Origin of the sequence: Calothrix sp. NIES-2100, from assembly GCF_963875285.1 — a bacterium.
GTDB lineage: Bacteria > Cyanobacteriota > Cyanobacteriia > Cyanobacteriales > Nostocaceae > Aulosira.
Genome location: NZ_CAWNLA010000001.1, coordinates 1,439,507 through 1,451,770, shown reverse-complemented (window position 1 = coordinate 1,451,770; position 12,264 = coordinate 1,439,507). Strand labels below are relative to the sequence as shown.

The 12,264-nt window shown below is 43.7% G+C and carries 12 protein-coding genes; 7 read left to right on the top strand and 5 right to left on the bottom strand.

The genetic code is table 11. The features are described from left to right. Positions 1–2 precede the first annotated feature (2 nt). Positions 3–887, bottom strand: coding sequence for an NtaA/DmoA family FMN-dependent monooxygenase (locus tag AACU32_RS06075; RefSeq protein WP_096598774.1), 885 nt, complete (start codon positions 885–887; stop codon positions 3–5). Between the two features lie 18 nt (positions 888–905). Then, entirely contained in the window at positions 906–1,706 is an 801-nt protein-coding gene (locus AACU32_RS06070) for an SDR family oxidoreductase (RefSeq protein WP_096598772.1), read from the bottom strand. Positions 1,707–1,989: 283 nt separating this feature from the next. On the opposite strand from AACU32_RS06070, the gene AACU32_RS06065 reads away from it, so the two are divergent. Further along, positions 1,990–2,307 carry an amidase family protein gene (locus tag AACU32_RS06065; RefSeq protein WP_339377561.1) on the top strand — a complete coding sequence of 106 codons (318 nt, stop codon included), beginning with the start codon at positions 1,990–1,992 and terminating at the stop codon, positions 2,305–2,307. Here AACU32_RS06065 and AACU32_RS06060 read toward each other — a convergent pair. Next, positions 2,241–2,954, bottom strand: a complete 714-nt coding sequence (locus AACU32_RS06060) for an HAD family hydrolase (RefSeq protein ID WP_339377560.1) — start codon at positions 2,952–2,954, stop codon at positions 2,241–2,243. The genes AACU32_RS06065 and AACU32_RS06060 overlap by 67 nt on opposite strands. Before the next feature lie 2 nt (positions 2,955–2,956). Continuing rightward, on the bottom strand, positions 2,957–3,385 hold the full coding sequence (locus tag AACU32_RS06055; protein WP_096598770.1) for a bifunctional diaminohydroxyphosphoribosylaminopyrimidine deaminase/5-amino-6-(5-phosphoribosylamino)uracil reductase RibD: 429 nt from the start codon (positions 3,383–3,385) through the stop codon (positions 2,957–2,959). Positions 3,386–4,140: 755 nt separating this feature from the next. Between AACU32_RS06055 and AACU32_RS06050 the strand changes: the two genes are divergently transcribed. From AACU32_RS06050 to AACU32_RS06035, 4 genes are all read left to right on the top strand, one after another. Next, a complete protein-coding gene (locus AACU32_RS06050; RefSeq protein WP_096598768.1) occupies positions 4,141–5,505 on the top strand; it encodes an LLM class flavin-dependent oxidoreductase in 1,365 nt (454 codons plus the stop codon). Positions 5,506–5,881: 376 nt separating this feature from the next. Beyond that, positions 5,882–7,420 (top strand): amidohydrolase family protein, encoded by a 1,539-nt coding sequence (locus AACU32_RS06045; protein WP_096598766.1) that lies wholly within the window; start codon positions 5,882–5,884, stop codon positions 7,418–7,420. Positions 7,421–7,561: 141 nt separating this feature from the next. Then, positions 7,562–9,004: a SidA/IucD/PvdA family monooxygenase gene (locus AACU32_RS06040; protein ID WP_096598764.1), complete on the top strand. Its 1,443-nt coding sequence runs from the start codon at positions 7,562–7,564 to the stop codon at positions 9,002–9,004. Positions 9,005–9,098: 94 nt separating this feature from the next. After that, entirely contained in the window at positions 9,099–9,755 is a 657-nt protein-coding gene (locus AACU32_RS06035; protein ID WP_096598762.1) for a carboxylesterase family protein, read from the top strand. Positions 9,756–9,783: 28 nt separating this feature from the next. On the opposite strand, the gene AACU32_RS06030 is transcribed toward AACU32_RS06035, so the two are convergent. Further along, positions 9,784–10,572: a sulfite exporter TauE/SafE family protein gene (locus AACU32_RS06030; protein WP_096598760.1), complete on the bottom strand. Its 789-nt coding sequence runs from the start codon at positions 10,570–10,572 to the stop codon at positions 9,784–9,786. Positions 10,573–10,607: 35 nt separating this feature from the next. Here AACU32_RS06030 and AACU32_RS06025 point away from each other — a divergent pair, with 35 nt between their 5' ends. Next, positions 10,608–11,606 (top strand): aldo/keto reductase, encoded by a 999-nt coding sequence (locus AACU32_RS06025; RefSeq protein WP_096598758.1) that lies wholly within the window; start codon positions 10,608–10,610, stop codon positions 11,604–11,606. An 84-nt stretch (positions 11,607–11,690) separates the two neighbouring features. Beyond that, complete coding sequence (locus AACU32_RS06020; RefSeq protein ID WP_096598756.1) at positions 11,691–12,197, top strand: GNAT family N-acetyltransferase; 507 nt, start codon at positions 11,691–11,693, stop codon at positions 12,195–12,197. Positions 12,198–12,264: the final 67 nt, after the last annotated feature.

The following is a 12,264-nucleotide window of genomic DNA, read 5'->3' as shown; positions in this document are numbered from 1 at the left end:
CTCTATACAGATATACCTGCTAATTCAGGGGAGTTGGTAATTTTGCTGAACTGGTTAACCGGACGGGGTAATCCCAAATTCTCGCGGAGGGTTTGACCTTCGTACTCTGTGCGGAATAGACCGCGGCGTTGTAATTCGGGAATAACTAAATCTACAAACTCTTTTAAACCATCAGGTAAATAAGGCGGCATAATATTGAAGCCATCAGCCCCATCGTTTAAAAACCATTCTTCTAATTGGTCGGCAATCTGTTGCGGTGTGAGGGGGCCACGTACCGAGAAATGTTTGCCTTTATGGTTGGGAACGTGCAACTTATCAGGTTCAAAGTAAATCCCTGAGTCTTTGTCTCTCAAAAAGGCATCATCTTCCCAACTGTCCCAGAGTTTAGTGACGACTTCGACAAACTCCTGAGCACGTTCGTAGCGTAGTGCGTGTTCTACGTGCTGTTCTCGGTTGAAGTTCTTGGCTTCGGCTTCTGTGCCAGAGGTGACAACATTCCAGCCAGCACGACCACCACTAAGATAATCTAGCGATGCAAACTTGCGGGCGATGTGAAAAGGTTCGTTGTAGGTGGTGGAGGCTGTTGCTACTAAGCCAATATTTTCTGTAACTGCGGACAAGGCCGACAGTAGGGTGAGGGGTTCAAAGTGTACGAGCTTACCATTAAGACTCAACACTTCTGGATTATTATTCCGGTCTCGTACAGCTACCCCATCTGCCAGGAAAATCATATCAAATTTTCCTCGTTCGGCTGTCTGTGCCAGTTGCTTGTAATGCCGGAAATCGAGAGGATTGGCCTGAGCGTTAGGATGCCGCCAAGCCGCTATATGATGTCCGGTAGGATGTAGAAATGCACCCAGTCTCAGTTGTTTGTTGTTTCTAGTCATTGTGAAATGTGTCAATATCTAAACACCAGGGGTGTGTCCACCATCAACCAAAATCTCTGCACCTGTAATTGAAGAAGCAAGGTCAGATACTAAAAATAAAGCTAGTGCAGCTATTTCTTCTGGTTTGACGATTTTTCCTAAAGGAATAGATTGCAAGGATTCTGTTTTAATTTCTTCTACACTCACACCACGGGCCTGAGCATTTTGCTTTGCTAAAGTTTCTGCACGTTCTGTTGCCGTCAGACCAGGTGAGATGGCGTTAATGCGAATATTATCTTTGGCTAGTTCTTTAGAGATGCCGCGCGTGAAGTTCAATAGGGCAGCATTTGTCGTACCGCCTGGCAGGAACCCTGGTCGAGGTGTGCGTCCAGCGCCACCGATAATATTGACAATTCGCCCATCACGCCGACTCTTTAAATGGGGTACAACAGCTCTAACCAAACGGATATAGCCTAGTAATTTGAGGTTCCAAGCATCCACAAAAGCATCATCGCTCAACTCTAGGAAAGAGCCTGCACGAGCTGAACCTGCGTTGTTAATCAAGATATCAATCTGTCCAAATTGTGCCAATGTGGTTGAAACAACTCGCTCGACACTTTCTGTCTGAGTTAAATCGGCACTGATAGAAATGACTTTCGCCCCTGGTGTGGATAGGGATTGAATCGCGCTGACGGCATTCTCTAGCCGTTCTGGATTCCGAGCTGCGATCGCTACATTCACACCTTCACTATAGAGCGCTTTGGCGATCGCTAAACCAATACCCGCACTACCACCTGTGACAATTGCTGTTTTACCTGATAGTTGTAGATCTAAGCTCATGAGATGAATTCCTAGATGTGTTTAGTCTGATATCTACTGCCTGCAATAGATATACTCAATAGATAACCAAGCTCTTCTCTACTTTATATTCCTGTAGCTTGGTTAATGATATTTAATAATATACGGTAACTTGATAGATTTTTAGTATTTAATAAAAATTAGCAATCATATCAGATAATCCCGAAATAATCAAGTATTCTGTAGACAGAGATTTTTGCGATCGAGTGACCTCATGTGAGTTTAGCGATCGCCCATTAAATTTCCTATTTTAGGATAGGTCTAGGTGGGAATTTCTACCTTAATAATAATTACTCCCACCTTATCCGTAGCTGCTTTTCCCGTCGGACAAAATCGTCCCCCGTCATATATTGACAATCCCCAACACGATTGGTCACCGTTTACATATCCGTTTAATCTTACACAACAACCTGCGGCTTCTGTACCTTGCGGCTTCACCAGCAACGGTTTACCTGTAGGTATCCAAATTATCGCCGCTAAATACAGAGATTTACTAGTATTGCAAGCCGCTAAAGCTTATGAAACAGTTGCACCTTTTGTTATGCCTTTAGACTTGTTTAAAGCTAGCAAAAAACTCTCGTAGTCATCGTAGTTAGGAAAAATATCAGTCGCACCTTCGTTAAATAATGCTTGGGCTGCATTGTCTGAAGCTATACCAATAAATGCATATCCTAACTTACGTGCTGAACGACTATCCCAAACACCATCGCCAATGTATACAACTTCTAAGAAACTCTGATTGTAATAGATTTCAGAGCGAGAATGAGCGATCGCCATTATGCCCTCTCGCGAATCGTCATCATCCGAAAACCCATAAGGAATATTATCAATGGGAAGATGAGCCCATTTTAACTTGAACATCGCTGATGCTGCCCAACCGCCTCCCGCATAGGCTAAGAGATAGTCATCAGACACGAGTAGCCTATTCAAAATATCAGATGCACCTGGTATCGCTTTGACTCCACCACTTGCTTGTGCGCCATCAACAAGTAATTCTAAAAAACGCTGTTGAAATACCTCAACCTCTCTAGATGTAGGAATGCGACCAAGTTTACGCTGGCAAACTTCTTTTAAAATGCAAGCATCTGTTACATGATTGTATGATGCCCAGTCGCTTGATACCTCAGAAACACCAAATACTTCAAACAACGCCTGTAAATATGATTCATCATCCAGGTGATTGGATTCAGTAAGAGTGCCATCAATATCAAACATTACTAATTTCACCATATTTACTTTATTAGATATTTTTCCAGAAAATGATTCACTTCCTCGCCACACAAACCGACATGAACTGTTTTTCCTGCTTGTTTAAGAATATCTAATCCTTTACCGTTATTGTGCGGATCTGGATCGACTAGCGAGACATATATTTCTTGAATGCGGGGGTCTTTAGCGATCGCCAAAGCACAAGAAGGTGTGCGTCCTTGAAAAGAACAAGGTTCAAGAGTGACGTACATTTGCAAAAACGGTAAATCTTGACCTTGAATGTCAGTAAGTGCATCAGCCTCAGCATGATGCTTTCCTGGTGAATGGGTATATCCTACTGCTACTATCTCGCCAGCATGGACTATGACACAACCTACTGGTGGGTTTGGTAAGCATTCTGGTAAAGCTTTTTTGCTTTGAGCTAAAGCAGCCAGCATAAATTTATCGTTCATCTTGTTAAATCTCTGTATGAAAAGCTAGCCAGCAAATAACTTTTTTTAATATCCTCGTTGCGAACGATGGTTTCTCTGCGATAGGCAAAGCGATCGCCTTGCGCATACCTTCTCTAGGGCGTGTTTGCAAACTACTCGTTTAGCCTTCTAAATTTCTCGATCCCCCTAAATCCCCCTTAAAAAGGGGAGCCACTGCGCCCTTGCGGTTCCCCGACTTGTAGCAAGTGGCGTGGAATTTGAGGTCTTTTCGCCCCCCTTTTTAAGGGGGGTAGGGGGGATCTAAGACTTTGAAAACACGCCCTAGCCCCCAGCCCCTCACTAGATGCTTTGCAATATTTAATGTTTGATAACCTAATAATTCGTATATCATACACTTGTGTTTGCCAGCACATCTTTTTTTGGATTGATTGTGTAAGCTGTATCTTGATTGTCCAGTTATGGGTGAATGCCTATATCAGACATGATTACCTCAAAGCCTTACAGTCAAAGGATTTTATAAATCTGCCATCCAGATACAATTATTTTTTGGGCGTATGTCAGTAGTGGAAAGCTTAAACTTTCGTCTTTTCATAAGTCACTTACTAGCTATTGATAAGGGTTTGACCAAGATGTGTCAGGTTATCAAGCCAAGCCATGAGTTTTGAGCAGTTAGAAATCAGCCAAAGTTTTTTAGCAGCAGTCAAATGATGACTGATGTTGTGAAAAAAGCGATCGCTATTAGCGAACCGCATTTATTGAAGAAGAGAACAAAGTAGATGAGCAAAAAACGTCAGTTTCGGTTAGGTGCATTTATTCAAGCCACTGGACATCATATCTCTGCATGGCGACACCCTGACGCGCAAATAGATGCAGGGTTGAATTTCGAGCATTACAAAGAAATTACCCAAACAGCCCAACGAGGCTTATTTGATGCAGTCTTTCTTGCAGATAGCCCAGGAGTTTGGGGTAACGGTGGCGAAAATCAGTGTCGTAATGGTAAAATCGCCCATTTCGAGCCTGTGACTCTCTTCTCGGCTTTATCTTCAGTCACTCAAAACATCGGTTTCATCGCTACCGCCTCAACTACATACGAAGAACCCTACACCCTAGCACGGAAGTTTGCTTCTCTAGATTATTTGAGTAAAGGACGCGCCGGTTGGAATGTAGTTACCACAGGTAATGATAACGCCGCAGCTAATTTTGGATTGGAAAATCACCCAGATCACAGCCTGCGTTATGAACGGGCGGAAGAATTTGTCGAAGTCGTCAAAGGACTGTGGGATAGTTGGGAAGATGATGCCTTTATTCGTGACAGAGAATCAGGCATTTATTTCGATCCAGAGAAGCTACACATACTCAACCATAAAGGTAAACATTTCTCCGTTAAAGGCCCCTTAAACGTCGGGCGTCCGCCTCAAGGTTACCCCGTAATTGTCCAAGCTGGAGCCTCGGAAGCTGGGCGAGATTTAGCGGCGCGTACTGCTGAAGTAATTTTCACCGCTAATCAAACCCTCGCAGATGCTCAGGAATTTTATGCCGATATCAAGGGTAGATTGGCAAAATATGGACGTTCCCCGGATGATTTAAAAATTATGCCTGGTGCTTTCCCAATTATTGGGCGTACAGAAGAAGAAGCACAAGAGAAATACGAATTTCTACAATCATTAATTCATCCCGATGTCGCTTGGGGTATTTTAAAGACCTATTACAAAGGTGTGGATCTGTCGAAATATTCTCTAGACGATCTAGCTCCCGAACTACCAAGCGACACCAACACCAATAAGAGCCGTCTGAAATTAGTTAAAGATTTAGCTACTCGCGGTAGTTTAACGCTGCGTCAGTTGTACCGCTCTCTCGCTACTGCAAGAGGCCATCGGACTATACTTGGTACTCCCGAAACCATTGCCGATCAACTAGAAGAATGGTTTAACAACGGTGCAGCAGATGGCTTTAATATCATGCCTCCAATTCTACCTACAGGATTAGATGACTTTGTAAATTTAGTTGTCCCCATCCTGCAAAAACGCGGACTATTCCGCACTGAATATGAGGGTAGCACCTTGCGCGAAAACCTTGGCTTACGTCGTCCAGGTAATCGTTTGGCTGCACAACAAGCAAATGAAAAATTGGTATCAGCATAAATTTTGCTAGGTGCGTTATTCCAATTCACAAAGATTCTGATGCAGATCTACATCAAGAAAGCATTATAGGACTTACCCACAAAACCTCTCAAACTCTTATTCCTTTGTGCACTCTGTGTCCTCTGCGGTACCCTACCCTGCGGGAACGACTGCGTCGAACGGGAAGCCGCTGGCGCGTCTACATTTTTCCGTTAACTTTGCGTAAGTCCTATTAATTTTGAATTGGTATAACCCTCCAAATAATTCTCTTGGACTTTTCACTCATGCTTAAACTCTACTGTTTCAAGCGTGTTTTTTGTAGAGCGCCTCCGAATATTAAGTTTTCCTGATGCTCTACATAACCTGAAAATCTTAGCTAAATATGAGGAAGAAAAAAATGACTGAATATAGCAGATTAAAGACATCACCCTCAGCTGCAATCAGAGCTACCCTAGATTATCCAGTAATCGATACCGACGTTCATACCAACGATTTCACACCAGCGCTGGAAGATTACATTGCTAAATATGGCGGTGCAAAACTTGTAGACGAATTGCGCAAGGCGGAATCCTCTCGCCTCAATTCTAAAAAAGATGGCAAAGACTGGTATCAACAAACACCTGAAGAACGTCAATACAATCGCACAATTCGCTCTCCTTGGTGGGCGAGAGTGACCAAAAATACTCTAGATTTAGCTACCTACATCCTGCCAGAATTATTGTATGAACGTCAGGCGGAACAAGGTTCAGATTATTCTGTACTGTTTCCCAATAATGTCCTCGCGCCTGCTGGAGCTAGCCCAGAGAATCGCCAAGCCTTGCAAAGAGCCGTTAACCACTATCATGCTGATTTATATCGCAAATATAGCGATCGCCTGACGGTGGTAGCTGGTATCCCCATGACTACTCCTCAAGAAGCCATTGAGGAATTAGAATTTGCGGTAAATACACTAGGTTTAAAAGTAGCAAATATTCCTGGTGGTGTAAAACGACCAATTAAAGCGATCGCAGATAAATATCCTGCTGATAAATTCCCAGAAGTTGCTAGATATGCTTCTTACATAGACTTCTTTGGGCTGGATAGTGAATATGACTACGATCCATTCTGGGCTAAAGCTGTAGAGTTGGGTGTGCCCATTACTACCCACTACGGCAGCCAAGGTTGGACTGGTCGCTCCTCCATCAGCAACTACATGAATAACCATATCGGTCACTTTGCCGATGGTTCCCAAGCTTTTGCGAAGGCGTTGTTCTTTGGTGGTGTCACCAAACGCTTCCCACAATTGCGCGTAGGAATGCTCGAAGGTGGCGCAGATTGGGGCGCTCATGTCTACATTCATTTAGTAGATCGTTATTCCAAGCGTAATCTTCAGGGGCTACAAAACTACAACCCAGACTTGACCAACGCTGATGAGTTGTTCGAGTTGTTTGAGCGCTTCGGTGGCGAAATTACCCAAGGGTATTCCTTCACCAAAGAAGAATTAGCCAAGATTGTGTTAGGTTCTTCCTTTGCGCGTCATAGCCGTCAACCAGTTGGTAAGGAATTAGAAGACTTTGCCGCAGCTGGAATTGAAAGCATTGAAGATATCCGCGATCGCTGGGTGAATAGTTTCTTCTTTGGTTCCGAGTCTGACGATCGCACCATCGGCGCAGCATTCAACGACAAAGCCAATCCCTTAAACGTGAAGATTAACGCCATCTATTCCTCAGATGTCGGTCACTGGGATGTACCCGATTTGACAGATCCTCTCGCAGAAAGCTGGGAATTGGTGAAAGAAGGCGTAATTTCCGAAGCTGACTTCAAAGCTTACGTATTCGCTAATCCTTACAAGTTCTACACCGAAGCTAACTCCAACTTCTTCAAGGGTACAGCTATCGAATCCCAAGTAGCTCAAATCCAATCACCACAATTAGATAAAAGTTTCGTAAGGGCATAGGGCAATTCAATTTTGGATTTTGGATTTGCGATTTTGGATTGGGTTTGAATCTAAAATCTAAAATCTAAAATCTAAAATTCCTTGTCCCCCTGCTCCCTGCTCCCCTGCCTCTTCTCCCCCAATCCATAACGGGAAATCGACATGACAACAACGACTGACCTAGATTTTCGCGCTCGTGAGGCACTGCGCCTCATCGGCCCAGATCCGGAAAACTGGGTGAGCGATCGCCCAGGTATTGACCACAATGTCACAATTGTTGGTGGTAGTGGTAGCGGTAGTGTCTTTGCGTTTGCGCTGCGGCGTGCAGGTATCGGTCGCGTGACGGTGATTGATGCAGCCGAGGATGAGAGCCATGCTGGCGTGTGGTTAACACGAGCGCGGATGAAAAAGCTCCGCACGCCGAAGAACCTACCAGGCCCGGAATTAGGCATTCCGGAATTATCCTTTCAAGCTTGGTATGAAGCGCGACATGGTGCTGAAGCTTACGCAGCAATTGACCGGATTCCCCGAGTACTCTGGGCTGAATATCTTAGCTGGTATCGGCAGTTTCTCGGTATTTCAGTACGTTACCGGACGAAGTTAGTAAGAGTTGAGCCTGCTGAAGGTTTCTTGCGCCTACACCTTGAGGTAAACGGTGTATCGCAAATAGAAACTACCCGCAAAATTATCTTCGCTAACGGTGTGGCTGGTACTGGTGGCGCGTATATACCGCCTGTATTAGCTGATTTACCACGCAATTTATATGCACATACCTCCGAGTTGATTAACTTTGAAGCATTGCAGGGTAAAACTGTAGCGGTGTTGGGTGCGGCGGCTTCAGCTTTTGATGCTGCTGGGGTAGCGCTGGAATCGGGAGCCAAGGAAGTACATCTGTTTGCCCGCAGAGAAGCGATCGCATCTTTACCAATCAATCGTGTGCGTGGCTATCCTGGTGCTTACTTCAACTATCCAGAACTACCTGATACAGCTCGCTGGTTTCAAGCTTGGCGATTTCGGCAAGTAGGTTCCACACCACCACCTGATGCAATTGAACGGGTAATCGCCTTTCCTAATTTTTACCTGCATCTATCTGCACCTTGGAAATCTGCAAGGGAAAAAGGCGATCGCATTATTGCTCAGGTGAACGATGATGTTTTCGAGTTTGATTTTGCGATCGCTGGTACTGGTTACTTTGTTGACCCGACAAAGCGCCCAGAACTAGCCGACTTTTCACAGCATATTGCTTTGTGGCGCGATCGCTACCAGCCACCAGCCGAACAGCGCGACGAAGATTTAGGAACGCACCCTTACCTCGGCAAAGCCCACGAATATTTAGAGAAAGTACCTGGTACTGCACCATATCTCAAAGACATTCATGTCTTCAATCCGGCTGGTTTTGTCAGCTTTGGCTTGCCAATTGGTGATGTACCCAGCATTCGCCGTGACATCCCTGCAATAGTGTCCCGCATCAGCCAAGATTTATTCTTCGCTGATTGGGAACAGCATGAAGCACGCATTACTGGTAATAACATCGCCCCCGACTTTGAAGACTCATTGTACGCCGCCGCAGTTTGGAAACAACCAGCGAAGGTTGCGGTGAGTTAGTGAGAGACAAGAAAGCAAGGGGGCAGGGAGCCGGGTGCAGGGGAGAAATAATCAATGCCCCATGCCCCATGCCCCAATTATTTAGGATTCACCTATGTCAGTACAACAAATCAGCAATAGTTCCTTACCTTATCTTTTTTCACCCGTGGCTGATGATGCGAATAAACCTGCACCCCTGGTACTGTTTTTGCACGGAGCGCGCGATCGCGGTAACGATTTAAATATACTGTTGAAATGGGGTTTACCACGTTTTGTAGATGAGTCAAGCCCTTTACCTTACGTCTTTGCAGCTCCCCAACTTCCTGAAGGGCAAACTTGGGTAGAAAGAGAATCAGATGTCATTGCTTTACTAGATAATCTCATCGCCTCCCAACCCATCGATCCGTCCCGCGTAATTATATCTGGATTCAGCTTAGGTACAGCTGGCGCTTGGCATATCGCCGCTTCTAATCCTAGGCGCTTCGCCGGTTTGGTAGCAGTTTCCGGGCGCGCACCTAAGACATTGGAAGCAACACAACTAGCTGCACTTCAAGAAATTCCCATCCAAATCTTCCAAGGTGCAAAAGACGAAAAACTATCAATAGAAGATACAGAGCAGGTTGTCACCACCTTGCGCCAAGTCAAAGGTCAAGTAGATTTTACTCTACTGCCTGATGGCGATCATTTTATTGCCGATGAAGTCTACAGCAACCCACAATTGCAACAATGGCTAATTTCACAAAGCCGTCGTGAAGCTTCTGTAATAGCCTAATCGATTTGGTTCAGTAATAACGGATGCTTTATGCAGCTGGCTTGTGCTTTGCTAATTTAAAAGCCGATAACAATAGAATCACACCCAAGATGACATACAACCAAGAATTGGTTACATACCTTAAAAAAATGCTGCCAATCAACGCTCCTATTATTGAACCAAATGCCATTGAAACAATGAATATTTGCTCTGATTTTACTTCTTGAAGTCGTTGCTGACTTCTATATTTGAATAAACCCATGATAATAGTGGGAATACTGATTGCCAGACTCAAACTTCCTGCTAATTTGATGTCAATTGCAAACACCAGAATGATTGTCGGGATAATCAACTCACCGCCTGCGACACCAAGCATACTACTGAATATACCAATGACAATTCCTGCTAAAAAACCAATAGCAATTTTTAGGAAGCTGGGCAGTTGCAGACTCTGAAAACTGAAAATGAGATGATGCCCGATCAGTATAAAGCTTAGGAAAAATAGAAAAACAACAACAATCCGATTTAATGTTCGTTCGTTGATTTTAGTTGCATAGTTAACCCCAATATAAGAGCCGATAAGAGAACCTGCCAGAATGTTAATGATTACTGTCAGGTTGGCAAAAACATTCTCAAGACCAATAACACCACTGCGAAAAATGAATGAAAAAGTTACAGTGATGAGGCTAACAATGAGATTAATAATAATTGCTTGTAGGGTTCGATAGTTAAAAATACTAACTAAAACTGGTAAGCGAAACTCTGCACCACCCAAACCAATTAATCCACCAAGAATTCCGACCAAAGCACCCCAAGCAAAAGCCCAAATATTCCGCATTTAAATCTCACATTAATAGCATTAGGAACTATTTTATGACTTTACCAACTACAAATCTCGGTAAAACTGGCTTGACAGTTTCGCGCCTTGTTCTTGGTACTATGACCTTTGGATTGCAGACTGATGAAGAAACTTCCAGAGTAATTCTCGATAAAGCCGCCGATGCTGGTATCAACTTTTTAGATACAGCCGATGTTTATCCTTTAGGCGGTGGAGTTGCTACAGCCGGACGCACTGAAGAAATTATTGGGCGCTGGCTGAAAGGTAAACGCGAACATTTTATACTGGCTACCAAAGCTGTAGGCAAGGTAGGCCCTGCACCTTGGGATCAGGGTGCTTCACGCAAACATCTTTTAGATGCGATTGATGCTTCCCTCAAACGCTTGGGAACCGATTACGTTGATTTGTATCAATTACACTCTGATGATACGTCAACTCCCTTAGATGAAACTCTCGAAGCCCTAGATATCATAGTTCGTTCTGGTAAAGCACGTTATATCGGGGTTTCTAATTTCTTAGCTTACCGACTCAGCCGCGCTTTAGGTCGGGCTGATGTGCGGAATTTAACTCGCTTTGTCTCGATTCAGCCTCGCTATAATTTGTTGTTCCGCGAGATTGAGCGCGAACTTTTACCCCTAGCGCAAGAGGAAGGATTGGGTGTAATTCCTTACAATCCTTTGGCAGGGGGTTTACTGACTGGTAAACATAATCTTGCTCAAGGCCCCACCCAAGGAACTCGTTTTACCTTAGGTTTAGCCGCAGAACGTTATCAAGATCGTTATTGGCGCGATCGCGAGTTTAACACAGTTGAAGAATTACGCACAGTCGCCGATTTAGCCGGATTATCCCTCACGACTTTATCATTAGCTTGGGTTTTAGCTAATCCGATAATCACTGCTCCCATTATTGGCGCTAGTCGTCCAGAACAACTGAATGACACTCTCAAAGCAATTGAAGTCAAACTCGATGACAACTTGAAACAAAAGTTAGACGATATCACCGCCGAATATCGCAAAGGTGATGCTGTGCGTTAGTTAGGAATTGATGTAACAGCAGCAGACGGTTGGTTCAGCCGTCTATTTTTTTCTTTTTATCACCCTTGAGCTAATGTAGCCAGAATGTTTTCTATAGAAACAAAACGCTTAATTCTGCGAGAATTCCAGCAAAAAGATGTGCATCAACTTGCGCCAATACTTGTAAATCCCCAAGTAATGAAATTTTCGCCTACAGGAATTCTCTCAGCTTTGCAAACTCAAGATAAAATAGATAATTTTATAACTTCTTACAAAACGTTTGGATTTGGCAAATGGGCTGTCATTTTCAAAGAAAGCAACCAATTGATTGGTTACTGTGGAATCGCCATTGAGCAAATTGATAATGTCAACGAAAGAGAGATTGGATATAGACTAGATCCCAATTTTTGGGGTAAAGGTTTAGCAACTGAAGCCGCATCAGCAACAATTCAATATGGATTTGAGCAATTCAAATTTCCTGATATTATTGGCATTGTTAACCCAGCAAATACAGCATCAGTTAGAGTCATAGAAAAAATAAGAATGAAATATGAAAAGTCTACGATATTTCATGGACGTGAAATATATATAGCATTCCTAAATGATACGTGAGAATGAATTAAGGCTTTAATGCCTGTAAAATAAGGATTTTTATCTCAGTGTTTTCTCACGAATGATT